The 24995-nt window shown below is 56.1% G+C and carries 26 protein-coding genes; 1 reads left to right on the top strand and 25 read right to left on the bottom strand.

All coding sequences use genetic code 11. The features are described from left to right. Nucleotides 1-5 precede the first annotated feature (5 nt). The 12 genes from B9L19_RS07440 to B9L19_RS07380 form a co-directional block, all read right to left on the bottom strand. Complete coding sequence (locus B9L19_RS07440; protein ID WP_075261343.1) at nucleotides 6-176, bottom strand: YpmA family protein; 171 nt, start codon at nucleotides 174-176, stop codon at nucleotides 6-8. A gap of 333 nt (nucleotides 177-509) precedes the next feature. Further along, on the bottom strand, nucleotides 510-3239 hold the full coding sequence (gene dinG / locus B9L19_RS07435) for an ATP-dependent DNA helicase DinG (protein ID WP_047752896.1): 2730 nt from the start codon (nucleotides 3237-3239) through the stop codon (nucleotides 510-512). A gap of 47 nt (nucleotides 3240-3286) precedes the next feature. After that, on the bottom strand, nucleotides 3287-3670 hold the full coding sequence (gene panD, locus B9L19_RS07430) for an aspartate 1-decarboxylase (RefSeq protein WP_011231662.1): 384 nt from the start codon (nucleotides 3668-3670) through the stop codon (nucleotides 3287-3289). Beyond that, nucleotides 3652-4554: a pantoate--beta-alanine ligase gene (gene panC, locus B9L19_RS07425; RefSeq protein WP_047752895.1), complete on the bottom strand. Its 903-nt coding sequence runs from the start codon at nucleotides 4552-4554 to the stop codon at nucleotides 3652-3654. Before panC ends, panD begins: the two co-directional genes overlap by 19 nt. Further along, nucleotides 4551-5390: a 3-methyl-2-oxobutanoate hydroxymethyltransferase gene (gene panB, locus B9L19_RS07420; protein ID WP_025948464.1), complete on the bottom strand. Its 840-nt coding sequence runs from the start codon at nucleotides 5388-5390 to the stop codon at nucleotides 4551-4553. The genes panC and panB overlap by 4 nt, the downstream gene beginning before the upstream one ends. Before the next feature lie 266 nt (nucleotides 5391-5656). Further along, entirely contained in the window at nucleotides 5657-6646 is a 990-nt protein-coding gene (locus B9L19_RS07410) for a bifunctional biotin--[acetyl-CoA-carboxylase] synthetase/biotin operon repressor (RefSeq protein WP_025948466.1), read from the bottom strand. Beyond that, complete coding sequence (locus B9L19_RS07405) at nucleotides 6604-7818, bottom strand: CCA tRNA nucleotidyltransferase (RefSeq protein WP_047752894.1); 1215 nt, start codon at nucleotides 7816-7818, stop codon at nucleotides 6604-6606. The genes B9L19_RS07410 and B9L19_RS07405 overlap by 43 nt, the downstream gene beginning before the upstream one ends. Further along, complete coding sequence (bshA, locus tag B9L19_RS07400) at nucleotides 7815-8951, bottom strand: N-acetyl-alpha-D-glucosaminyl L-malate synthase BshA (RefSeq protein WP_025948468.1); 1137 nt, start codon at nucleotides 8949-8951, stop codon at nucleotides 7815-7817. The genes B9L19_RS07405 and bshA overlap by 4 nt, the downstream gene beginning before the upstream one ends. After that, nucleotides 8948-9658 (bottom strand): bacillithiol biosynthesis deacetylase BshB1, encoded by a 711-nt coding sequence (gene bshB1 / locus B9L19_RS07395; protein ID WP_025948469.1) that lies wholly within the window; start codon nucleotides 9656-9658, stop codon nucleotides 8948-8950. Before bshB1 ends, bshA begins: the two co-directional genes overlap by 4 nt. A gap of 5 nt (nucleotides 9659-9663) precedes the next feature. Further along, nucleotides 9664-10098: a methylglyoxal synthase gene (locus tag B9L19_RS07390; protein ID WP_013144914.1), complete on the bottom strand. Its 435-nt coding sequence runs from the start codon at nucleotides 10096-10098 to the stop codon at nucleotides 9664-9666. A 31-nt stretch (nucleotides 10099-10129) separates the two neighbouring features. Then, nucleotides 10130-10927, bottom strand: a complete 798-nt coding sequence (gene dapB, locus B9L19_RS07385; protein WP_025948470.1) for a 4-hydroxy-tetrahydrodipicolinate reductase — start codon at nucleotides 10925-10927, stop codon at nucleotides 10130-10132. Next, complete coding sequence (locus tag B9L19_RS07380; RefSeq protein ID WP_011231671.1) at nucleotides 10924-11259, bottom strand: nucleotide pyrophosphohydrolase; 336 nt, start codon at nucleotides 11257-11259, stop codon at nucleotides 10924-10926. The genes dapB and B9L19_RS07380 overlap by 4 nt, the downstream gene beginning before the upstream one ends. Before the next feature lie 160 nt (nucleotides 11260-11419). On the opposite strand from B9L19_RS07380, the gene B9L19_RS07375 reads away from it, so the two are divergent. Beyond that, entirely contained in the window at nucleotides 11420-12292 is an 873-nt protein-coding gene (locus tag B9L19_RS07375) for a YitT family protein (protein WP_025948471.1), read from the top strand. A 157-nt stretch (nucleotides 12293-12449) separates the two neighbouring features. Here B9L19_RS07375 and ypjB read toward each other — a convergent pair whose 3' ends face one another. The 13 genes from ypjB to trpB all read right to left on the bottom strand — a co-directional run bounded on the left by ypjB (nucleotide 12450) and on the right by trpB (nucleotide 24749). Next, nucleotides 12450-13238, bottom strand: a complete 789-nt coding sequence (ypjB, locus tag B9L19_RS07370; protein WP_025948472.1) for a sporulation protein YpjB — start codon at nucleotides 13236-13238, stop codon at nucleotides 12450-12452. A gap of 350 nt (nucleotides 13239-13588) precedes the next feature. Then, nucleotides 13589-14209 (bottom strand): lipoprotein heptaprenylglyceryl N-acetyltransferase LhaT, encoded by a 621-nt coding sequence (gene lhaT / locus B9L19_RS07360; protein ID WP_025948473.1) that lies wholly within the window; start codon nucleotides 14207-14209, stop codon nucleotides 13589-13591. A gap of 78 nt (nucleotides 14210-14287) precedes the next feature. Next, on the bottom strand, nucleotides 14288-15052 hold the full coding sequence (locus B9L19_RS07355; RefSeq protein WP_025948474.1) for a menaquinol-cytochrome c reductase cytochrome b/c subunit: 765 nt from the start codon (nucleotides 15050-15052) through the stop codon (nucleotides 14288-14290). 50 nt (nucleotides 15053-15102) lie between these two features. After that, nucleotides 15103-15777, bottom strand: coding sequence for a menaquinol-cytochrome c reductase cytochrome b subunit (qcrB, locus tag B9L19_RS07350; protein WP_011231676.1), 675 nt, complete (start codon nucleotides 15775-15777; stop codon nucleotides 15103-15105). A 3-nt stretch (nucleotides 15778-15780) separates the two neighbouring features. Next, entirely contained in the window at nucleotides 15781-16290 is a 510-nt protein-coding gene (locus B9L19_RS07345) for a Rieske (2Fe-2S) protein (RefSeq protein WP_025948475.1), read from the bottom strand. A 144-nt stretch (nucleotides 16291-16434) separates the two neighbouring features. Beyond that, nucleotides 16435-16890, bottom strand: a complete 456-nt coding sequence (locus tag B9L19_RS07340; RefSeq protein WP_013144908.1) for a YpiF family protein — start codon at nucleotides 16888-16890, stop codon at nucleotides 16435-16437. 88 nt (nucleotides 16891-16978) lie between these two features. Beyond that, nucleotides 16979-17512: a ReoY family proteolytic degradation factor gene (locus tag B9L19_RS07335; RefSeq protein ID WP_013144907.1), complete on the bottom strand. Its 534-nt coding sequence runs from the start codon at nucleotides 17510-17512 to the stop codon at nucleotides 16979-16981. 56 nt (nucleotides 17513-17568) lie between these two features. Next, nucleotides 17569-18825 carry a tetratricopeptide repeat protein gene (locus B9L19_RS07330; protein ID WP_047752893.1) on the bottom strand — a complete coding sequence of 419 codons (1257 nt, stop codon included), beginning with the start codon at nucleotides 18823-18825 and terminating at the stop codon, nucleotides 17569-17571. A gap of 288 nt (nucleotides 18826-19113) precedes the next feature. Then, complete coding sequence (gene aroA, locus B9L19_RS07325; RefSeq protein ID WP_047752889.1) at nucleotides 19114-20397, bottom strand: 3-phosphoshikimate 1-carboxyvinyltransferase; 1284 nt, start codon at nucleotides 20395-20397, stop codon at nucleotides 19114-19116. Between the two features lie 27 nt (nucleotides 20398-20424). Further along, nucleotides 20425-21528 (bottom strand): prephenate dehydrogenase, encoded by a 1104-nt coding sequence (locus B9L19_RS07320; RefSeq protein ID WP_025948478.1) that lies wholly within the window; start codon nucleotides 21526-21528, stop codon nucleotides 20425-20427. An 87-nt stretch (nucleotides 21529-21615) separates the two neighbouring features. After that, nucleotides 21616-22713, bottom strand: coding sequence for a histidinol-phosphate transaminase (gene hisC / locus B9L19_RS07315; protein WP_047752888.1), 1098 nt, complete (start codon nucleotides 22711-22713; stop codon nucleotides 21616-21618). Between the two features lie 31 nt (nucleotides 22714-22744). Beyond that, complete coding sequence (gene trpA, locus B9L19_RS07310; protein WP_025948480.1) at nucleotides 22745-23551, bottom strand: tryptophan synthase subunit alpha; 807 nt, start codon at nucleotides 23549-23551, stop codon at nucleotides 22745-22747. Continuing rightward, complete coding sequence (gene trpB, locus B9L19_RS07305; protein WP_047752892.1) at nucleotides 23535-24749, bottom strand: tryptophan synthase subunit beta; 1215 nt, start codon at nucleotides 24747-24749, stop codon at nucleotides 23535-23537. Before trpB ends, trpA begins: the two co-directional genes overlap by 17 nt. Nucleotides 24750-24995 lie beyond the last annotated feature (246 nt).

Below are 24995 nucleotides of genomic sequence, written 5' to 3'. Positions count from 1 at the left end.
CGTGATCACGTCCGATAAATCGTAAAGATGGCCTGGCGCTTGTCGGTTTCATCCAAGGCAAGGCCAAACATCAAATTGTCGCGCTTTAGCGTTCGGTTCAAGCAGTCGACAATTTTGTACAAGTCGTCGGAGTGCTGAACTTTGACGGTAGCGAGCACTTCGATTTTGCTTTCCATTTTCGTCGTTTCCTCCTGTGCGGCGCAAATTTTGTTACTTATACACGCCGGCGGCTCCGGCAACAATACAAATACAGCGAAGATGACAAAAGGCGTGCTTCTTCGCACCTCTGCGGCCAAGCCGACAAAGCCAAACGGCAAGGCGCAAACTGTCATCGCAGTTGTGCTTCTTCCCTATTATAGCAGGTTTGTCCGATCATTTCATAACAAATTTGCCCGCCTACACCGTCAACGCCAATTTGCTTCTTCCCCCCGCTTCATGCGGGGTTTTTTGCCGCCTGACACCTTTAGATTGCGCCGTTTCGTCCATCTTTATGAGAAATAAAGCCCGCTTTACGAAAGCCAAGTTTCCGCCTTGTCGAGCAGCTCAGAAAGCACGCCTTCATGCACCGAAAGCGGCGGCAAGGAAGCGAGAAAATCCGCGCCGTACGGGGAAGCCAAAAGCCGCCGATCCAGCACAAATACGGCTCCTTTGTCGTCTTCCGTGCGAATGAGGCGGCCAAACCCTTGCTTAAAACGAAGCACCGCCTCAGGAAGCACCAGCTCGGAAAACGGATCGCCGCCTTCTAGGCGAATGCGCTCGCTTTTTGCCTCCATCACGGGATCGTCCGGGGGCGCAAACGGCAAGCGGGCGATGACAAGCACATCGAGCGCTGAACCTGGCAGATCGACCCCTTCCCAAAAGCTGCTCGTCCCAAACAACACCGCATGCTCAAACTGCAAAAACGTCCGCAAGAGCTTTGCCGGACTGCCGCTTTGCACCCCTTGAGCGATCAAAACAAACGGCTCGCCTTCTTCCTCCGTCTTCAACGCATCAACCGTCAGTTTCAACAGTTCATACGAAGGGAACAACACAAGCACCCGCCGTCCGAGGCGTCGGGCGATCGCAAGCACCGAAGCGGCGACCGCTTCGGCGTAATCTTCAAGCGGCACGGCAGAAACGAGCGGCATGTCCGCCGGCACGAAGAGCGCGGCCTGCTCCTCGTAACGAAACGGCGGCGGAAACGAGCGGCAAAGTGGATAAAAATCCTCAAGACCAAGACGCGCCGCCATATACGTGAACCGGCCGCGGACCGTGAGCGTCGCCGACGTCAACACGACGCTCCGTTTTTTCATAAACAGTTGATCGGCGAAAAAGTCAGCAAGGTCAACCGGCTGTGAGTAAAGGCGGACAGCGTTCGCCGCCCCTTTTTCGTCCGCTTCGATCCACCGGACGACACCCGGCTCCTTTTCGGTCAGCAAACGCACAAGCGCAGCCATTTGCCGGTTGAGAGCCGCCAAATCAGCCGACAGCAAGGCGGATGGTGGGAAATCGCCACTCGTATCAGCGGATAGAAGCGGCTTCGCTTCAGCGGATAGCGCCGCCGCCAAATCGCGCAGGCGCCAGCATAACTCCACCGCCGCCTGCCACGCCCGGCTCTGTTCGTCCGTCGGCGAAAAGCGATAGCGGCAACGTCCAGCGCGAGCCGGCTTTTTCTCGAGCGCATAGCGGCGCAACAGGCGGAACAACTCGTCCCCTTCAAACTGCAGCTCCTCAAGGCGCTGCTGGCAACGGACAAGAGCCCCATTCGGTGCGTCCTGTTCTGCTTCTTGCCATTTCGCGATCGTCTGTGCGATTTTGGCGGTCAGCAGGCGAAACGACACATAGCCAATCTGCTCGCCAAAACACCGGGCGGCGGCATCTTCAAGCCGATGCGCCTCATCGATGATCAAATGGCGAAACGGCGGCAAAAGCGGCGCCGGGCCGGTCAAATCATGAAGCAAAAGCGCATGGTTGGTAATGACCACATCCGCCCGTTCGGAGCGCTCTTTCGCCCGGGCGAAAAAATAATGCCGCCCGCCGTCTTCCTCTTCGCCGATGGCAAGCGCGGACAATAGGAGACGGGCGCCGGATGACACATTCAATTCGTCCAAGTCGCCGCTGTCGGTCTCAAGCAGCCAAACGAGCACCTGGCATTTCAAGAGCGCCGCATCGTACGTGTCAGACGGCTCCGACAAAAACGAAGCGAACTTGTCAAGGGATAAGTAATGTTGCTTTCCTTTCAAAACGGCGACGCGGAGCGGAAACGGCGCGATTTGCCGCAATACCGGCCAATCACGGCGAATGAGCTGCTCCTGCAGCTGGAGGGTATGCGTGCTGATGACGACCCGCTCTTGCTGCTCACAGGCAAAAAAAGCAGCGGGAATCAAATAGGCGAGCGATTTGCCAAGTCCGGTCCCTGCTTCAATGAGCGCGTGCTGGGACGTCGACAGCGCCTCATAAACGAGCCGCATCATCTCCCACTGTCCCGCGCGCCGCTTGTAGCCGAGAAGCGGAAGGGGCGGCTCCTGTTCGCAAAAGGCAGCGAACGAAGCCAAAGCGGGGCGCCGATCGCTCTCATCTGGCTCCGGCGCTGGTTGTTTCAACGCAATGCCGCGGTATACGGCGACAGCACGGTCGGCCGACGCCTTGTTCCGCTCTTTGGCGATGACCGCATCAAGGAGCAAGTAAATATCGCTTTTCAAGCGGCGGGCAAGACCGCGCAGTTGCTCAAGCGTCATAAGCGGCAGACGGGAGAGCCGCTTGATCAAGGCAATGAACAGTTTGGCGGTCACTTCCGCATCGCTGTCCGCCTGGTGCGGGCGGTCATGGCGAAGGCCGAGCTGTTTCGCCAAATCGCCAAGCTTGTAGCTTTCCGCCGTCGGCAGCACGATGCGTGCGAGTTCCACCGTATCGATCGTCGGGCCGGCAAACGGCGGACGCCCGGCCCGCTCGAGCTCCGCCTGCAAAAACGGCAAATCAAAATCGACGTTATGGGCGACGAAATACGCCCCCTCCATCATGGCGGCGATCTCGCTCGCCTTGTCAGCAAACAGCGGTGCTCCTTCGATCATCTGTTCGTTGATGTTCGTCAGCTGCTGAATGAACAGCGGAATGGGCTGTTCCGGGTTAAAAAAGCTGGCAAACCGTTCGACAATCAGGCCATCTTCGACGACCGCCATGCCGAGCTGGATGATCCGATCGCCTTTTTTCGGCCCATTTCCGGTTGTCTCCAAGTCAATGATGACAAAGCGCGTTGCCATAAACGATCACCTCAAAACGAAAAGGGGCGGAAAGCCCCTTTTTGCCCTCATAAAACCGTATGCGCCGGCTCTTCGGCAATGAGCTGCACAATCCGGTTGTTTTCGTCCATAATCGCGATTTTCGGTCGATGGGCGGCGATTTTTTCCTCTGGAACGAGCACATATGAGATGACGATAATGACGTCCCCTTTTTGCACAAGGCGGGCGGCGGCGCCGTTTAGGCAAAAGACGCCGCTGCCGCGCTCACCGGGGATGACGTATGTTTCAAAACGGGCTCCATTATGATTGTTCACGACCTGTACTTTTTCATTCGCCACAATGCCGACGGCATCCAAAATATCTTCATCGATCGTAATGCTGCCGACGTAATCGAGATTGGCCTCTGTTACACGAGCGCGGTGAATTTTGGCGTTCATGAGCGTGCGAAACATGCTTGCTCCCCCTTTCCATCCCCTTGTTCGCCGGTTTTGGGCAACTCAATCATGATATTGTCGATCAACCGGGCGCTCGCAAATCGGACGGCGACAGCGATCAACACTGTCCCGGCGAGCGTCTCAAGCGGCGTCAAGTCCGGATATGAACATACTTCGACATAATCGATCTCAGCGTGCGTATGCGCTTCAATATGCTCTCTAACCATCCGGCGGATGGCCGCTGCGCTCCGCTCCCCTCGTTCGACGGCGGAAGCGGCTGCTTGAAGCGCTGCATACAGCGCCGGCGCCTCACTCCGTTCTTGCGGCGACAAATAGACGTTGCGCGAGCTTTTCGCCAGCCCGTCCGCCTCGCGGACCGTCGGCACCAGCACGAGCTCGATCGGAAAATTGAGATCGCGGATCAAACCGTCGACGACCGCCACCTGTTGGGCATCTTTCATCCCAAAGTACGCGCGGTCGGGCATCACAATGTTGAACAGCTTCATGAGCACCGTCGCCACGCCGTCAAAATGGCCGGGGCGCGACCGTCCGCACAGCACGTCGGCGCGCGCTTGAACGATCGCTCGTACGGTAAGCGGCTCCGGATACATCTCGTCCGCTTCCGGATGGAACAAGACGTCGACTCCATGCTGTTCGGCGATGCGCCGGTCGCGCTCGAAATCGCGCGGATAACGGGCAAAGTCTTCGTTCGGTCCGAACTGAAGCGGGTTGACGAAAACGCTTAGGACGACGATGTCGTTTTCCGCGCGCGCCCGATCGATGAGGGAGGTATGCCCTTCATGCAAATAGCCCATCGTCGGAACGAACCCGATCGTCTTTCCTTCACGGCGATATTGGCGCATGAGCGCCTGCATCGCTGCAATCTGATCCATCACGATCATCCTTGCTTTCCTCCGTAAAGCGCCACCCATTCTTCTTCCTTCATCGTAAACGTGTGCGCCGGCTCCGGGAACTGGCGCAGTTTGACATCAGCGACGTAGTTGGCTAACGCCTCGACGATCGTCTCTTGGATGGACGCGTATTGTTTCACAAACTTCGGCACGCGGGTGACACCGTAGCCAAGCAAATCGTGATACACGAGCACTTGGCCGTCGACTTCCGCCCCGGCGCCGATGCCGATGACGGGAATGGTGAGTTCCCGGGCCATGGCCGCCCCGAGCTGCTTCGGAACACACTCTAAGACAAGGGCGATCGCTCCCGCCTGCTCGCATTGTTTCGCATCATCGAGCAGCTTTTTCGCACTTTCAGCATCTTTGCCTTGCACTTTATAGCCGCCAAGAACGCCGACCGATTGCGGCGTCAACCCGAGATGGGCGACGACCGGCACGCCGGCTTTCGTCAGCGCGGCAATCCTATCGACGACTTCATCCGCCCCTTCGACTTTCACGGCGTTCGCCCCTGACTCTTGCATGATGCGGCGGGCGTTTTGCAGCGCCTCTTCTTTGGACGCATGGTACGACATAAACGGCATATCGGTGACAATAAACGTGTTCGGCGCACCGCGGCGAACCGCCTTCGTATGGTGGATCATATCATCGACCGTCACCGGGATCGTTGAATCATACCCAAGCACAACCATGCCGAGCGAATCGCCGACCAAAATCATGTCGACGCCGGCTTGCTCGGCAAGCTTCGCGGACGGAAAATCGTAGGCGGTCACCATCACGATCGGCTCACCCGCCTGCTTCATGTGGAAAAAATCGGTTTTCGCTTTCATTTTCGTTCCCTCCTCTTTGACTGCAGAGGAGATGAACCGCCCGAAACAAAACGTCCTTCTTTCCCGCCTTGAGAAAGAAGGACGCCATAAAACCGCCGTCGGTTTCGTTCATCCCTCTGTCCTAGTCCTTCAAAAAAGGATCAAGGCAGATCATTTCCTTCACCTATTCGTGCTGTCGTCCTCGGTGCAGTTCTTCTTGCGAAAGATACTGCCCTTTTCCTCGCTTTGTATTTTAACAAAATTGTTACAATTTTTCTAGTGGCAAATTAGAACTGAATATCGGCAGAATGGATGTAATGGATGTTTTTTTGCTCATCTTCAAGGATGAGCAGCCCGTCGTCGGTGATGCCGCGGGCGATGCCGTGAATCACGCCGTTCAGCGTTCTCGCTGTCACCGGCTTGCCGATCGAAACGGCGTACCCTTCCCAAAGAAGCTTAATCGGACGGAAGCCATGCGCCAAATATTGCTCATACAGCCGCTCAAGCCGGAACAAAATTTCCTGAATGAGCGGGGCGCGCTTTACGGGCCGGCCCTTTTCAATGGCCAGCGATGTCGCGATGGCCCGGATATCCTCCGGAAACTGCTCGATCGTTTGGTTGACGTTGATGCCGATGCCGATGATGACGGAATGGACGCGGTCAGGGTCGGCTTGCAGCTCTGTTAAAATGCCGACGCACTTTCTGCCGTCAAGCAAAATGTCATTCGGCCATTTAATGTCTGGGACAAGCCCGGTCACTTCCTGAATCGCCTGGCTGACGGCCACCGCGGCAAGCAGCGTCAGCTGCGGCGCCCGCTGCGGCGAGATGGCCGGCCGCAAAATGAGGCTCATCCAAATGCCCGTCCCTTTTGGGGAAAACCATTTCCGATCCAAACGCCCGCGCCCGGCCTTTTGCTCTTCCGCGACGACGAGCGTTCCTTCCGGCGCCCCTTCATACGCGAGCCTTGCCGCAATGCGCTGCGTCGAATCGACTTCGTCAAAAAAGTGGATCGCGTGGCCAAGTTTTTCCGTTTTTAAGCCGAGCTGGATTTCGTTGGCCGTCACTTTATCCGGCGTGCTGATAATCCGGTAGCCAAGGCGGCGCACTGCTTCGAGTTCAAATCCTTCTTTGCGCAGCTCCTCGATATGCTTCCATACCGCCGCCCGCGAACAGCCGAGCTGTTCGCTGATTTTTTGCCCGGACAAAAACTCGCCGTTCGCTTCGGCAAACAACTCTAACAGTTTTTTTCGTGTGTCCGATTGCGCTCCATGAGCCATGCGTAAATCCGCTCCTTCTCATTTTCGACTTCGCTGCTGACGACCGCCCGCCAGATGGCATCCAGCGTCTCTTTCACCCACGGACCGGCAGGTTTTCCAGCCCAGCGAATGACGTCTTTCCCGTTGACGGCAAGCTCCCTTTTCGTTTTGATCGGCAGCGCCGCAAAGCGGCGGCGGAGCTCCTCATGATGCAGTTCAGACAGCGCGCCGCAAAACGCGGCGCGCACCGCTTCAACCGATAGCGCCCGCTCGAGGCCGGCTGAAAACAACTGTTCGTTCGTCCACGCCTCCGGCCTAGGGACATCATCGAGCGCCGCCAAAATGGCGCCAGCTTCATCGATGACTTTGTTGGGAAGCTTCCAGGCGCGCAAAAACGGACGGATGTCTTTGACATCAAGCGCGCGGCAAAGAAGCGCCCAGCGCTCTTCGCGCTTTGTAAGCCATGGCCAGCGAAAGGCGGCGGCCGAGCGCAGCAGCTGCTCTTTTGCGGCCAGCCCAGGCAAATAAGCGAACAGCCCGGTATCGGCCAACAGCGGCAGCGCCTCGGCAACGAACGGACCGGCGAGCAGTTTTTCCATTTCCATGGTCATCCGTTCGACCGAAATGTGGGCCATAAGCGGTGCGTTTTGGACGATCGCCCGCTTCGTGTCCTCAGCAAGGGCAAATCCAAGTTGGCTGACGAAGCGAACAGCCCGCATCATGCGGAGCGCATCTTCGCGAAACCGTTCGTCCGCCGCCCCGACCGTGCAAATGAGCCGCCGCTCGATCGCCTCTTGTCCGCCAAACGGATCAATGATCGTTCCGCGTTCATCCATGGCGATGGCGTTCATCGTGAAATCGCGCCGCTTTAAGTCTTCCTCAAGCGAACGAACGAACGTCACCGACTCCGGACGGCGATGGTCTTCATAATCGCCGTCCGTGCGGAATGTCGTCACTTCGTACGCCGTTCCTTCATGCACAACGACGACCGTGCCGTGTTTCGAACCGACGTCGATCGTTTTCGGAAACAAGCGCATCACTTCTTCCGGCAGAGCGCTTGTCGCGATATCGACGTCGCCGATCGCACGTCCGATCAACAAGTCGCGCACCGCGCCGCCGACAAAATACGCCTCATAGCCATGCCGCTTCAATTGTCGGATAATGCCGAGCGCCTGTTCAAACGGCGGTTTCATCGTTTCACCTTCCTTGCCGCAAGCGAAGTGTACAGCTGTTCATACTGGCCGACGATGTCGGCCGAGCGGAACTTGCGCTCAACCGTTTGCACCGCCTGTCTTGCCATCTCAGCGTGCAACCGGCAGTCTGTCAACAGCGCCATCGCCTGTCTTGCCGCCTCTTTGACATCGCCAAGCGGGCATAAAAACCCGGTTTTCCCATCCTCAATCACTTCCGGAATCCCGCCGATGGCCGTGCCGATGCACGGAACGCCGCACGCCATCGCTTCAAGCAATACGAGCCCGAAGCTTTCTTTTTCCGACAAAAGCATCATCACATCACTGATCGAATACAGCTCTTCGAGTTTATCCTGTTTTCCTAAAAAGCGGACATCATCTTGCAGCCCAAGCTCTTTCACAAGCCGGCAGACGACGGTCATTTCCGGACCGTCGCCCACAAGCAAGAGCTTAGCTGGCACGTGCCGGCGCACGATGGCAAACGCTCGCACTACATCAGGCACACGCTTCACTTTCCGGAAATTCGAGACATGGATCACAACTCGTTCATCGTCGCGAATGCCGTACTCGCGCCGTAAATGGCCCGCTTCCCGACGACGGTAGACGCGTTCATCGACAAAATTGTAGACGGTATGGATCGTCGCTTGCACATCGAGCAGTTCATACGTCTGCCGGGCAAGGGCGTCAGACACCGCCGTAACGATATCCGACTGCTCGATGCCAAATTTGATCATATCGGAAAGCGACGGATCATAGCCTAACACGGTGATATCCGTACCGTGCAGCGTCGTGATGATCGGCAGCTCGCCGACCATTTGCCGCGCCAACACCGCACAGACGGCATGAGGAACGGCGTAATGGGCATGAAGCACATCGAGCCGTTCCCGCTTTGCCACCTCAGCAATTTTGCTTGCCAATGCCAAATCGTACGGCGGGTATTGAAAGACGGAATATTGGTTGACACTGACTTCATGATAATAAATGTTGCCATACACTTTATTCAAACGAAACGGCATGCTCGATGAGATAAAGTGAATCTCATGCCCCCGCTCCGCCAACAGCTTGCCAAGCTCAGTGGCGACCACTCCGGAGCCCCCGACCGTCGGATAGCAAACAATCCCGATTTTCAGCTTCATCGCTCCTCCTCAAACAAATTGGAAAGATGAATCGGCGTTTTCGTCAAAAACCCTTCCGCATACGCCGCGCCGATTTGTTGACCGAACCAGCGCTCGCGGCTTTCAATCATCTCGATGTAGCCGTTGGTCAGCGGGGTGTCAACCGAGCCAGGCCGTTTTTGAAACTGGCTTTCGTACGCGCGCAGGCTGTCCAGCTTGTCATCGATCGTTTCGCTAATATCGATGAGAAAATGCGGGCGGCAAAAGGCATTGATCATATAATAATACACCGCCCGAACGCGGTGCGCATCGCCAAGCTCTCCGGCGCCATAGCGGCGGATGCCGGCGGAAAAGACCGCTTCCTCGACAAGGCGGGCGCATCGCCCGTGATCCGGATGTCGATCTTCCCAATAGGGGGCGAATACAAGACGCGGCCGATAGCGGCGGATGACCGCTGTGATCTGGCGGATCGTCTCTTCCTCGACGTAAAGGCCGCGGTCAGGCAGCCCAAGGTTCAACCGCTCGGATACACCGAGCCGGCGGGCCGCCTCGGCCGCCTCTCTCTGCCGCTCGTCGACCGTGCCGTTGGACGAAAGCTCGGCTTGCGTCAAGTCGCAAATGACAATACGGCACCCACGGCGTACGTATTTGGCGATCGTCCCTCCCATGCCGATTTCAACATCATCCGGATGGGCGCCGAACGCCAACAAGTCACACGTTTCCATCATCGCTGTCACCTTTCTGTTTTCGATTCCTCCCCGCCTTTTGTTCGGCCGCGCACAATGCTGCGCCATGCCAAATCGCCGCGCTCCAACGCACGGATGAGCAGCTCGGCCGTGCCGATGTTCGTCGCCAACGGCACGGCATAGACGTCGCAAAGCCGCATCAATGCGCTGATGTCCGGCTCATGCGGCTGGGCGGTGAGCGGATCGCGGAAAAAAATGACCAGATCCATTTCATTGCGGGCGATCATCGCCCCGATTTCTTGGTCGCCTCCGTACGGCCCCGATTGGAAGCGATGAACGGGAAGACCGGTCGCCTCCTGGATGCGCAAGCCGGTCGTGCCGGTGGCGTACAATTCATGGTTTGCAAGCACAGGCGCATAGGCGGTCGCAAATGCGACCATCTCTGCCTTTTTTTGGTCATGGGCAATTAACGCGATTTTCATTCCATTCTCCCCCGTTTGCACAGTTTGCACACTATTCCAAAATATGCTCCAGCCCATAGACAAGCGTATGTAGATGCATCACCGTTTCCACTGCCAGCTTCACCCCGGACATAAACGAGCGGCGGTCGAACGAATCGTGGCGGATCGTCAACGTCTGGCCGTTGCCGCCGAAAATCACTTCTTGATGAGCGACAAAGCCCGGCAGACGGACGCTGTGGATCGGGATGCCGTCATATTCCGCGCCGCGCGCGCCAGCAAGCGTTTCCTTTTCGTTCGGGTGGCCTTGCTTTTTCGACGGTCGCACTTCGGCAATGAGCTGCGCCGTCTTCAACGCCGTTCCGGACGGTGCGTCAAGCTTTTGATCATGGTGCAATTCAATGATTTCCACATCAGTGAAATATTTGGCCGCCATGCGGGCGAATTTCATCATCAACACTGCTCCGACGGCAAAATTCGGCGCGATGATGGCGCCGATTTCTTTCTCTTCCGCCAGCTTGGTGAGCCGCTCGATCTCTTCCGGCGTAAATCCAGTTGTGCCGACGACCGGACGAACGCCGTAACGCAGCGCCAGCTCGGTGTGCCGCTTTCCGGCTTCCGGCGTTGTCAAATCGATCAATACATCCGGCTTCACCTCGGCAAAACAGCGGGCCGCATCGGTGTAAATCGGGGCGTTGACGCCGGAAAATCCGTCGATCTCCGCTAAATTTTGTCCATCGTAACGGCGGTCGATGACCGCAGCCAGTTCAAAGTGATCGGTTTGCTGTACGAGCGCAACCGCTTCTCGGCCCATGCGGCCGCGCGGCCCCGCGATGACAATGCGAATCGTCATGATCCTTCCTCCTTCCGCGTCCAGCGGTCGCGGTCGCGGGTGCGAAATTTGTCCATCACCCGGTCGTGCGCCGCCTGCAAATCAATGCCGAGCGAATTGGCGAAGCAAATGAGCACAAACAGCAAATCGCCCAGCTCTTCTTCCACCGTTTTTTCTTGTTCGGTCGCCTTTTTCGGTTTTTCCCCGTAGTAATGGTTCACCTCGCGCGCCAGCTCGCCGAGCTCTTCCGTCAGCCGCGCCAGCATGGCGAGCGGGCTGAAATAGCCTTCTTTGAATTGACTGATATAGTCATCCACTTCCTGTTGCATTTGTTTCATCGTTTTCTCCTGCATGGCTTGTCACCTCGTCTGTTTTCATGTTAGCGAAAAGCGGCGCATTTGACAAATGTTTTCGCCCGCTGTCAATTCCGTCCGTTTTCGCTCGTCATTGCCTATATGGACAAGTTCCTCTATAATTAAGGGCGCCGACTATTTTTGCGGACGGAGGGACGGTATGATTTTTGGACTCAAGATCAAAAACTGCTTGTTTATTTTGCTTGGCGCCGCCATTTTCGCTTTCGGGCTCGTTCATTTCAACATGCAAAACAATTTGGCGGAAGGCGGGTTTACCGGCATTACGCTTCTTCTTTATTTTTTGTTCGGACTGGATCCAGCGATCACCAACTTGGCGCTCAACATTCCGCTCTTTTTCATCGGCTGGAAGCTGCTCGGCCGCCAGACGTTTCTCTATACCGTCATCGGCACGGTCGCCGTTTCCGTCTTTTTGTCCATCTTTCAACGCTACATGATTCATATGCCGCTTCGACATGACATGACGCTCGCCGCCTTGTTTGCCGGCGTCTTTATCGGCGTCGGCCTCGGCATTATTTTCCGCTACGGCGGCACAACCGGAGGCGTCGATATTATCGCCCGTCTCGTCCATAAATATAAAGGCATCAGCATGGGCAAAACGATGTTTGCCTTTGACGCCGCCGTCATCACGTTGTCGCTTCTTCTTTACCTGTCATACCGCGAGGCGATGTATACGTTGGTCGCCGTCTTTATCGCCGCCCGGGTCATTGATTTTCTGCAGGAAGGCGGCTATGCGGCAAAAGGGGCGACCATCATCTCAGAAAAAAGCGAAGAGATCGCCAACCGGATCTTGACAGAGATGGAGCGCGGCGTCACCGTGCTGAAAGGGCGCGGCTCGTATACGAAGCGCGACCGCGACGTCTTGTATTGCGTCGTCGCCAAAAACGAACTGCCGCGCTTAAAAAGTGTCATTATATCCGTTGATCCGCATGCGTTCGTCGCCGTGACCGATGTGCATGACGTACTCGGCGAAGGGTTTACGCTCGACGAACAAAAGCAGCCGCTGGAGCCATGAAAAGCCGCTGGAGCCATGAAAAGCCGCTGGCGCGAAAGCCCAACCGGGACAAGCCCGGCAAGCGCCGCTTGAAAGTGCCGGGGCGGTGCTTGCACAAAGCGACGGGAAAACAAAAAAGAGGGGGAAACATTTCCCCCCTCGCAAAAAGCGCTGGTGCTTAGTCTTCCGGCTGCCGCGCCCGCTTCTCTTCCTTTTCTCCTTTGTACTTCCGCCAGCCAACGTACGTCAGCGTCAACACGATCACTCCGCCAGTGGAAATCATCACCCAAATCAGCGACGGATCAGCTTCGTCCTTTTTCACTCCAGCAAACAGCGCTTCAAGATCTTGACGCGCATCGGCGAGCTGCTCACGCTGCTCGTCTTCGCTGCGCTGCCAAAACGCGGCGGCCTGCAACGCCTCAAGATCGTCATCGACCTTTGTCGCGATATCCGGCGGCACGTCGATTTTCACACTCGGCTCGATCAATGTATAACGGTCAAGCAACTGGCGGAGGGCAGCGGCATACGCTTTCTGCTCGCCTTGTTGCACCGCCTTTTCGACCGCGGCAAACGCCTCCATGACAGCTGGCTCCATCTCCGTCCAAAGCGGCTGGTATGTCGAATGGATGGCGTCAACAACAAGGCGAAACTGGGTGATCGCCGCCACTTTGTCTTCCGCGGAGATCGGCGCCGTCATCGCCTTGACTGCCTGCTCGTGCGTCACGGTCACCGCCCGCAATTCATCGGCCGATTTCAACCGTTCTTTTGCCCCAAGGGAGAAAAACCGATCGGAAAAATAGCGGAGCACTTCTTTGGCTTCGGCAAAACGACCGTTTTTCGCCAATTGCAGCGCCTCGTCGGAAAGATCGTCCAACTGCTCCCAACCGTTTGTTTGTCCAGCCGCGCCAATGGGCGCTGGCCATAAAAAGGCGAGCGACAACAACATGGCTAGCCCGATTCGCTTCATCATCGTCCCTCCCTCATCCACTAGTACAATGTATGAAGGAGTGGACAAGAGTAGACCAGGCAACTGCTATATAGATGTAATTCGAAGCTTTACCATTTGCACCTTTTACCGAGTATTCGATCGACTGTCGGGGGACCGAACAACGCCGCTTCCAGACCCATATATGGGTCTAGGGGGGCAGGCGGTTGTTCGGTCTTCCGTCACGCCAAGGCGTGACGGAGGCAAGCTTGTGGCTTGCCTTCGACAGTCGAAAATGGACAAACCGCTTTTTTCGTCAAGGATATGGTAAACTTCTTCGTTGCATCTATATAGAAAGCTGCCGCCCAACGTTCCTCCTTGTGTTCAACGTTCTACTCTGATGCCTGCCGGAAAGACATGCCGCCCGGCAGAAGCGGCTGGCGCCGGAAGCGGACGCCAAGCTGATACGCAGCGGCAATCGATGCGATGCTCAACCAAAACGTAAAATAGCCGATTTCGTTGGCGTAGTCAGCCAGCACACTATAGCGCGGCATCATGCCAAAAACGTAGTCGATGATATCGTTATGCAGCGTCCACACGGCCGCCAGCATAAGGTGAAGGAAGCGGAATCGATAAAACCGGGCGTACAGCATTCCTTCGATCGCCATCGCCCCGTGCGAAACGATGAGCATCCAGCCGGCCCAATCCAGCGTGCCGGTAACGCGCCAAACGAGCACATTCATCACGACCGCCCAAATTCCATACTTCACAAGCGTCACCAAAGCCAACGCTTCAAAAAGCGGCGCCGACCTGCCGAAAAGCCATGCCACAAGGACGACAAGAAAAAAAAGGCTTGCCGTCGGACTGTCGGGAACAAACGGCAAAAAGACGGGCGGCGTATCGGCAAGTTGATAACGATACCAATAATATCCATAGATGGTGCCGGCTGCGTTGACGAACAAGAGCAGCCAAACAACCGGCCGGGAAGCCAACAGCGCATAAAGCCATGCCATCATCTGCACCTCGCCTCGGTTTCATGTTGGCACGAAAAAAGCTGACTAACGCGAGTCAGCTTTTTCGTGTCGAAACGATTATTCCGCTTTCAGTCCGGCAATAAATTCGGACAGCTTTTTCAGCTCTTCATCCGTTCCTTTAAAGACGCCAGCCGGCATGTTGCCTTTCCCTTCCTTGGCAATCTTCGCGATTTCTTCCGGCTTCAAGCCGGTGCCGATGAGCGACGGACCAGCGCCGCCGGACAAGTTTTGTCCGTGGCACGATGTACATGTGTTCGCTTGAGCGATTTTATAGCCTTCCGCATTCGTGTCAATTTTCACTTCCGCACGAATTTTTCCTTGTTCAGCCGCTTTTTTCCAGTCGTGTGTAACGACCGATTCCCATGTCAAATAAATCATCGCCGCAAGCGCCAACAGCATCATACCAGTCGCCACCGGACGCTTCCACGGGCGGCGCTCCGGACCGCGATCCAAAAATGGCGCCAACAAAAGCGCGCCGAACGCCAGCCCCGGGATGACGATCGCCCCGACGACCGTATACGGACCAGACGCATATGAATATTTGAGCAATTGGTATAAGAACAAGAAATACCAGTCAGGCAGCGGCACGTACGTCGTGTCCGTCGGGTCGGCGATCCGCTCAAGCGGCGACGGATGGGCGACCGTCAAGCATAAGAAACCGACGAGAAAGACCGATCCGACCAACCATTCCTTGAGCAGGAAGTTCGGCCAAAACACTTCCGTTTTCCCGGGATATTCCGAATAGTCCTTTGGAATATTCGGCTTTCTCACCGCGGGAACACGAGAATCGCCGACGAATTTCATTCCTTTTCCGCGATGCATTGCGTGGTTCCCTCCTTTTTTCTATCGCCTCTAAACGCGGGATCGACCGATCATAGCGGACCGGAAATGCCTTGTCTGCGAATCATTAAAAAGTGCGCTGCCATCAAGCCGAGCAAAGCGGCCGGCAAGAAGAAGACGTGAATGGCAAAGAAGCGCGTCAACGTTTGCGCGCCGACAATTTCTGGGTCCCCAGCCAACAGCGTCTTAATGGCCGGGCCAATGAGCGGCGTCGCTTCCGCGATTTGCAAACCAACTTTCGTCGCAAACAGCGCTTTCATATCCCACGGCAACAAGTAGCCGGTGAAGCCAAGACCCATCATCACCATAAAGATCAATACGCCGACGATCCAGTTCATTTCGCGCGGCTTTTTATAAGCCCCTTGGAAAAAGACGCGCAGCGTATGCAAGAACATCATGACGATGACAAGGCTCGCCCCCCAGTGGTGCATGCCGCGCACAATTTGGCCGAACGCCACTTCGTTTTGCAAGTAATACACCGATTCCCATGCGTTTTTAATATCCGGGACGTAGTACATCGTCAAAAACATGCCTGACAAAATTTGAATGACCGTGACAAAAAACGTCAGCCCACCGAAACAATAGACAAAGGCGGAAAAGTGATGGGCGGGGTTGACGTGCTCCGGAACTTCGTGATCGGCGATATCCCGCCATAAAGGCGTAATATCTAAGCGTTCATCGACCCAGTCATACAGCTTGTTTAACACGCATTACGCCTCCTTTCTTGGTTTCGCCTTGCCTAAATACAGCTTGCCGTCTTTCACTTTGTACTCGTAACGGTCAAGCGGAGCTTGCGGCGGCGTCCCCGGAACGTTCGTGCCGTCCTTTTCATAGCGCCCATAGTGGCATGGACAGAAAAACTGGTTCGGATGCTCTTTGTCCGTGTTCCAGTCGACCGTACAGCCAAGGTGTTTGCAGATCGGCGACAGGGCGATGATCTCCCCTTTGTCCGTTTTATACACCCATGCTGATTTTGGCTCTTCCGACTCGTACCAAGCGTCTTTCACCTTCACTTTAAAGTCGAAGCGCTTTGGTTCGGTCGTAATCTCTTTGACGTCTGCCACCGCGACCATATCTGTCCCTGCTTCATCCTTCAAGAGCGGATCAAAAGCAAAACGGAGCATCGGCATCAGCATCCCTGCCGCCATAAAACCGCCGACGCCGGTCAGCGTGTAGTTTAAAAACTGACGTCTCGTTACACGATGTTTGTTGTCGCTCATCGTCTTCCCCCCTCTATGCAAAATCAAGTCCGCACCGGACGATTGTATGTATAACACATATGGAAAACTAGGACATTCTAATGATAGCTCAATTGCTGGACAAGGTCAATATCGCAGGCGGCAAAACGTCGGACTTTGCCGCATCTACTCTTGCGCCCATCGACCGATGAGAAAGCGGAGCAGCTCGGCGGCCTGCTCTCTGACAAGCTCGTGCTTGTACGATTCACCCATGCTCTCGAGCGGAACAACGGGAACGAACCAAACGCGGTCAGCTTCTTCGCCCTCTTGCCACGCACGGTCGCACGTCACATAAAACAGATGCTTCATTCCTTCCCGCCTAAGCCGGTTGGTCCAATCGGCCAGCCTTTCGGTAAGCAGCGCCCGCGGCTCATCGGCAAAATACACAAACGACGGCATCAAAAACAACCGGCCTTTCAGCTGTCGCTCGACCTCAGCCGCGATGAGCCCGACAAGCTCCCCGCCGGAAGCGAGCCGCTTCGCTCCTTGGCCGAAAGCCACCGGCAAAAGCGGAAGGAGCGCCGTGTCGATGTAGTCGCGCTCTCGTTCATAGAGGGCGACGTCCTCGCCTGTCCACTTCATTCGTACTCTCCTTTTCCTTAAAGTTTCTTCCCTTCATCACCATACCATATTTTTCGGCAAAAGAAAAACCTTGCCGGCGGCAAGGTTTTTACAATTTGTTTAATTCATCGGTCAGGCGGCGGAACGCCTCTTCATCATGGCGGTCAAGCGCCTCATCGATCAGCTTCATGAGCCGCCCGCGCCGGAATTCGTAAATGGAGCGTTCCAAAAACTGCTCGGCGAGGCGCTGGTCGTTTTCGCTCACTTGCGCCTGCTTCGGCGCATACGGATTTTCCTCAAGCACAGCAACATATTGCGGCGAGTGAAAAGAAGCGCGGAAATTCAGTTGAATGTAAATATCTTCGTCGCGGTTTAAACGGATGTCATGGAACGATTTCTCTGCATCGGTTGTCATCACATTGCCTTTGTAAAAACGGAACGGCACATCGTCGACGCAGTGAGTCGACATAATGATGCCGCGCGGGCAATATTGGGCATTCTCGACAAAATGCACCTTTTGCATGAGCTGGTCATGGCTCATCAAATAGTTTAAAATCCAGACACACTCGCGCCGCTTCAACTGATAGTGGCTTAAAAACCAACGGATAAACTCTTTTTTCTCATTGACGGATACGTGCGTCATTCTGCGCTTCCCCCTCGATCGGTTTCCAAGAAAGAGGTTTGGCCACCGCTTCTCCCCTACTCTTCGAGCTCAAGCAGCATCTCCGCCGCCTCCGTATGGGTTGGGTCGAGACGGACGATCTGTTGAAATATTTCTTTCGCCGCCGCCCGATTTCCTTCCTCGATGAGAAAATATCCGTACTCTTCGAGGAACTCGACATTGTGCTTAAAGAAATTATATGCCTCGCCGTAATGATTTAATGCATCGTCGTACATCTCAAGCCGATGTTTGGCGCGCCCAAGGTCCCATTCAAACTGCGGATCGTACTCGCCATCGGCCATCGCCTGCTCAAGAAGCGCTACGACATCCTCATAGCGCTGTTCATTTAGCCAAAGCGCTGATAAAACCGTGAGCGCCTCGATGTACCCGCCATCGATCTCAAGCGCTTTTTTCAAATGTTCCTCTGCCTCCTCCGGCTTGTTCAGCTTGAGCGCCAGCTTGCCTGCGTAAAGGCGGAGCTCTTTGTTCCATTCGTCGACGCCGATGCCCTCAAGCGCCGTCTCATAGCTTTGCACGAGCCGTCCTTCTTGTTCATACGCTTTCGCCAAATAAAGGTAAAGCGGAGTGTAGTCCGGATCGAGCTCTTTTAAAGCGCTGAGCTTATCCATGGCCGTTTGCGTATAGCCGGCCTGCAACGCGGTGAATCCGTAGGCGAACAGCGTCCGGCTGTCCATTTTTTCATTGAGCGCCTCCTCATAATACGGAAGCGCCGCCTCGAATTCCCCGGAACGGCTGAGCGCCTCAGCGATCCGCTCGGTGATCAAGACGCCGGCCATCTCCTTGTTCGTCTTCCGCACCTGTTCATAAAGCGGCACGCTTTTTGAGTACTCACCGTGCGAAAAATACAACTCAGCCAACGCAAACTGCACGATCGGCTCATCTGGAGCTTTCTCGTACGCTTGACGCAGCTTCCGCTCACTCACTTCCGCCAGCCCTTGCATTTCGTACAAATCGGCGGCAAGAAGGCACGCGCGGACAAACTGCGGATCGTCTTCGTCGATCTCCGACAAAATGGCGAGCGCTTCCTCTTCGGCTTCAAGCTCCGTATACACTTCCGCCAAAAACAGGCGAATGTCGCCGTCATCCGGATAGCGGGCAGTCAGCTCCTCAAGCAGCTCCTTCGCCTCTTCCGGCATTCCCCATCCGTACAAGCAGTCGGCAAGCGTGTATTTTTCTTCATCACTTCCATATTTTTTCACTTTCGGCACGAGCGCCAACGCTTGGTCGACGTTTCCGTTTTCCACTAAGCGAATGATTTGTTCGACGCGTGTCATGGTTTCGTCAGCCCTCTCTTGCGGCAGGCGGCCGGGCGCCCACAGGAGCCCATCCGCCTTTGCCATTCAAATCGTTATGTACCGTTACAACGGGAACATGAATGATGATAATCGATCATGGCCGTTTCCGCAACCAAACCGCTCGCTGTCTGGAAGGTGCGCCGTTTTTCGGCCGGAAACCGGGAATGTATCCGCTTTCAAAAAATGCGAAGCCAATTCCTCTCACTGACAATATATGAACGAACAACGCAAAATATGACCGCCCGCCCGCTTGGGGCGGGAGGCCTTTTACAGCAGCGAGCGGAGATCGGCAAAAAACGCCGGATAGGAAACGGCGACCGCTTCCGAACGCTCGAGGCGGACCGTCCCTTTAGCGATGCAGGCAGCAACGGCGAGCATCATGCCGATGCGGTGGTCGCCATGGCTGTCGACAACAATCCCATCGGCATAAAGCGGCGTTTTGCCGCGGATGATCATGCCGTCGTCGGTTGCTTCGATGTCAGCGCCGAGTTTTTTCAACTCAGTGACGACCGTATGGATCCGATTCGTCTCTTTCACCTTCAGTTCGCTCGCGTCTTTGATGACGGTCGTTCCTTCTGCCTGCGTCGCGAGCAAGGCAATGATCGGAATTTCGTCGATCAATCTTGGAATCAGATCCCCGCCGATTTCGACCGCCTGAAGCATCGACGTGCGGATGGTCATATCACCGACCGGCTCGGTTTCCTCGTTGCGGACGTTGTCAATCGCCATATCCGCCCCCATTTGTGTAAGCACATCGATGATGCCGGTCCGCGTTGGATTTAAGCCGACGTTTTTCAGCGTAATTTCGCTGTTCGGCACAATAGCGCCGGCGACAAGGAAAAAGGCAGCTGACGAAATATCGCCGGGAACGTAAATGTGCGCCCCGCGCAAGCGTTGCGGACCGGTCACCGAGACAGTCAAGCCATCCACATTCACTTCACCGCCAAACAACCGAACCATCCGCTCGGTATGGTCGCGCGAGCGGTGCGGCTCGGTGACCGACGTTACACCGTCGGTGAACAAGCCCGCAAGCAAAACGGCTGATTTCACTTGCGCGCTCGCCACCGGCGAAGTGTAGCGAAGCGGACGAAGCGCGCCGCCGCGGATGGAAAGCGGCGTATAATTGCCGCCCTCACGCCCGTCAATACGCGCTCCCATTTCGCGAAGCGGTTTCGTCACCCGCCCCATCGGCCGCTTGGCGATCGATTCATCGCCGACAAGGCAGGCGTGAAACGGCTGGCCGGCCAAAATGCCCAAAAGCAGGCGCGCCGTCGTTCCGGAGTTGCCGACATCAAGCACCGCGGCCGGCTCGCGCAGCCCGCCGGGACCGGCTCCTTCGACAACGACTGTCGTCCCGTCCTGGCGAATGTCAACGCCGAGTTTCCGGAAACAGTCGATCGTGCTTAAACAGTCCGCCCCAGGCAAAAAATGGTCAATCACCGTCCGTCCAGAAGCAAGCGCCCCGAGCATGACGGCGCGATGGGAAATCGATTTGTCGCCGGGGACTTCGATCATTCCTCGGAGCGACGACACGTTGGTTGGCAACTGCATGCAAAATCCCTCCATTGTTTTTCCTTGCTACCCTTCATAGGTGGCATAGTTCGTATGTTTGGCGAGGCACGCTTTCGCCCGCGCCCGATCGTCTTCGCTTTGGAAGCTGAGGCGGAGCACGCCGTAAATTTCTTCGCGCGTCTCAATGATGCGGATGTTCGTGATGCTGATGTTTTCCTCGGCCAAATAGCCGGTCACTTCGGAGATGACGCCTGGATAATCCGGCACGTCGACATACAAATCGTAAAACGACGGAATCGCTCCTTTCGTTCTCGACGGCAGCCCGTCGCGAAACTGTTTCGCCTCCAAAAAGTAATGGTAAATCGCGATGCTGTTTTCTTCTTCGACAAACGAACGCAGCCGCTCCATTTCGGCGATCCAGCGGTCAAAGAGCGCAAGCAGTTCATGCTTGTTATGGATAAAAATATCGCGCCACATTTCCGGATTGCTCGACGCGATGCGGGTGATGTCGCGGAAGCCGCCAGCCGCCAGCCGGCTGACGAGGGCGTTTTCGCACTCGTATTCGCGCGCCTGATGAACGAGGCTCGCCGCAATCAAATGCGGAAAATGGCTGATGACGCCAGTGATGCGGTCGTGCTCTTTGGGCGTTAAGATGACAAACTGCGCTTTCGTTCCCGCAAGCCACTGTTTCAACGCCTCGACTTGCTGCGGCGGCACATCGTCCGTCGGCGTCAAAATGTAAAAGGCGTTTTCAAACAGATGAGCCCTTGCCGCTGCCACACCGCTTTTATGCGACCCAGCCATCGGATGGCCGCCGATGAACGCTACGCCATGATCCAACAGGCGGCGGGCGCCTTGGACGATGCGCTGCTTCGTGCTGCCGACATCGGTCACGATCACGCCGCGCTTCAACCGCTCGATCGGCATCGACGAAAGCAGCGCCTCCGTCTGCATGACCGGAACGGCCAGAACGATCAAATCCGCCTGTCCGTATCCGTCTTCGGGCGAACGGGCGGCTTCGTCGATCACCTTGAGGGAACGCGCCAAGCCGAGCTGCCGCTCATTGACGTCGTAGCCGATGATCATCGCCTCCGGATGCGCTTTTTTAATCGCCAATGCAATCGATCCGCCGATCAAGCCGAGGCCGACAATGAACACTTTTCCTTCCAATCGTCCCACCTACTTTATGTAAACGTACGCCCGCCGCTTTCGAAAAGCAACGGGCCGATCTTTTCTATCCATCCCGCCCCTGAACGGTCAGGCGAGCTGTTTTTCCCGAAGCAGTTGCGAAACGAGTTCCAACACCCGGTCGTTTTGCTCTTTCGTGCCAACCGTCACACGCACGCCGGTCGGCAGCCCAAGCGCTTGGCCAGAGCGGACAATGACGCCGCGCTCCAGCAAATAGCGGAACACTTCGTCGCCGTCCAACCCGAAATCAATGAACAAAAAGTTTGTTTGCGACGGGTAGTACTTCAGGCCGTTCTCCTCGCAAAAGCGATAATACCGCTCAAGCTCGGCGCGATTTCGTTCGACGCAGGCGCGGATAAACGCTTGATCGTCAAGTGCGGCCGCCGCGGCCGCTTGGGCGATGGTCGACGTGTTAAACGGCTCGCGCGCCGGCTCGACGGCACGGATAAGCGTCTCACTCGCCACGCCGTAGCCGACGCGGAGCGCAGCGAGCCCGTATGCTTTCGAGAACGTGCGCATGACGACAAGCTGCTCGTACTCGTTTAAAAGCGGCACCGTCTGCGGGTAGTCGGGCGCCGTCGCATATTCGTAGTACGCTTCGTCCACGACGACAAGCACATGACGCGGCACGCGATCCAAAAAAGCGCGCAGCTCGTTGTCATTCACATACGTGCCCGTCGGGTTGTTCGGATTGCAAATCCAGACGATGCGCGTGTTTTCATCGATCACAGCAAGCATCGCCTCCAAATCATGACGCCCATCAACAAGCGGCACTTCGCGCACCTCGGCCCGCTCGATGATGGCATTGTGCCGGTATTGCGGGAACGTCGGCGCCGCCATCACCGTATTCGCCCCCGGCTCTAAAAAGGCGCGGCAAAGAATTTGCACCACCTCATCCGAACCGTTGCCAAACAGAAGCTGTGTTTCCTTGACGCCAAGATACTTCGCCACCTTTTCGCGCAACGTGCGGGCGTAGCCGTCCGGATAGACGGCGAGGCGGTCAAGCTCAGCGGCGATGGCCGCTTTGGCCGCTGGCGACGAACCGTACGGATTCTCGTTAGAAGCAAGTTTGATAATGTCAGGCAAGCCATATTCCCGCTTGACTTCTTCGATCGATTTTCCCGGCTGGTACGGAGAAAGACCCCGGAGCGATTCCTTTACTTGCATGATTGTCGCCAACTCCTTCAATTCGGAACTTTTAGCGCGAAGAATAGGCTTCTCGAAGCGGCGCGGCAAGCGAACGGGCGTAGGCAGCAAACTCGGCGACGGCCGCTTCCCTTTCGTCCGGCGCCTGCAACCTCGGAGCCAGCTGCTCGACTTTTTGCACGAGCGCGCTGCCGACGACAACGCCGTCGCACACCTCTTTCAACATCGCCACTTGCCCCGGCGCCGAAATGCCAAAACCGACGGCGACCGGGACGCGGCTATGCCGCTTCACTTCGCGGAGGAAATCGCCGAGCGTCTCCGGCAGCGCCTCACGCACGCCTGTAACGCCTAGCGAGGAGACGCAATACAAAAACCCTTGCGCCGCCGAAGCGATCCGCTCGATCCGCTGCTTCGACGTCGGCGCAACAAGCGAAATGAGCGGGAGACCAAACCGTTCGCCAAGTTCGCGGAACGGACCGCTTTCCTCAAACGGCAAATCGGGAATGAGCACGCCGTCGGCGCCATTTTCCTGCGCTAAAGCAAAAAAGGATTCTTCTCCTAATTGTAACACAGGATTGTAATACGTAAAGAGAATAATCGGAATGTTTACCCCTTTTTTTCGCATCGCGCCAATAAGCTGAATGGCTTTCGGCAGCGTCATGCCCCCATCAAGCGCCCTTGCGGCGGCGCGTTGAATCGTCGGTCCGTCAGCGAGCGGGTCGGAGTACGGCACGCCAAGCTCCAATATGTCAGCGCCGGCCTCCTCAAGCGCCAAGGCGAGATCGATCGTCACATCGGGAGCCGGATCACCAGCAACGATAAACGGGATAAATAGCGGCGGATTAACGGACAGTGGCAATGTCTTCACCTTCCCTCGCACCAAGATGGCGCATCATCGTTTGCACATCTTTATCTCCGCGGCCGGACAGGCAAATGAGCACCGTTTCATCCGGCGGCATCTCGCGGGCGAGCTCGACGGCTTTCGCCACCGCATGGGCCGACTCGATGGCTGGAATGATGCCTTCCGTTTGCGCCAACAATTGAAACGCAGCGACGGCCTCGTCATCGGTCGCGCTTTCGTAGCGGACGCGGCCAATGCTCGCCAAATACGCATGTTCCGGGCCGACGCCGGGGTAATCAAGGCCGGCTGAGATCGAATACGGTTCGAGAATTTGTCCGTACTCGTCTTGCAACAGGTAGGTCATCGCCCCGTGGATGACCCCTTTCGTCCCTTTTGTGATGGTCGCCGCATGGTGCGGAGTGTCGATCCCTTTGCCGGCCGCCTCGACGCCGACGAGGCGGACGTCATCTTGCAAAAACGGGTAAAACATGCCGATGGCGTTGCTGCCGCCGCCGACGCAGGCAACGATGACATCCGGCAGCTTCCCTTCACGGGCGAGAAACTGTTCTTTCGCTTCATCGCCAATCACGCGCTGAAACTCGCGCACCATTTTCGGGTACGGATGCGGACCGACGACCGAGCCGATCATGTAAAAATGGTCGTCGCAGTGGGCGACCCAATAGCGAATCGCTTCGTTCGTCGCATCTTTCAACGTTCGGTTGCCGCTTGACACCGGCACGACTTCGGCGCCCAACAGCTTCATGCGAAACACGTTCAGCTCCTGCCGCTTGATGTCTTCTTCGCCCATAAAAACGATGCAATCCATGCCGAAATGGGCGGCCACCGTCGCCGCGGCGACGCCGTGCTGGCCGGCTCCGGTTTCCGCGATCAGCTTTTTCTTGCCCATCCGTTTTGCCAAAAGCGCCTGGCCGATCGCGTTGTTGATTTTATGGGCGCCCGTATGGTTTAAATCTTCGCGCTTTAAATACATTTTCGCGCCGCCGACTTGCCGTGTCAAATTCGGCGCGAACGTGAGCGGGGTCGGGCGACCGGAGTAATGCTGCAAAATGCGGATGTATTCTTGTTTGAACGATTCATCGGCAAGCGCTTTGTCAAGCTCCGCTTCGATTTCCTCAAGCGGAAGCATGAGCGTCTCAGGGACAAACTTGCCGCCGAAATCGCCAAACCGGCCGTATTCATTCGGAACGCGTTCCATCATCTAACCCCACCTTCTCCTTCATAAAAGTTGAAAGACGAAGAGCCGCATTTCTTCAGAGAGCCTGCGTTTGTTCATCGTCCGAGCGTCAGCGCCGTCTTTTGGCCCTTCGTTTTGTTATTTTTTATCAGGTGTGTTGATGAACCAATAAAAAGTCTGTCGAGAAGGCTCTAGTCCGAGCTTTTCTGCCGTAGTCGGCAAGCGGCTCGCTCATGCTGCCGCATGCCCCCTCGAACAATGAACACT

Origin of the sequence: Geobacillus thermocatenulatus, assembly GCF_002217655.1 — a bacterium.
GTDB lineage: Bacteria > Bacillota > Bacilli > Bacillales > Anoxybacillaceae > Geobacillus > Geobacillus thermocatenulatus.
This window is presented reverse-complemented; position numbering and strand designations above follow the sequence as displayed.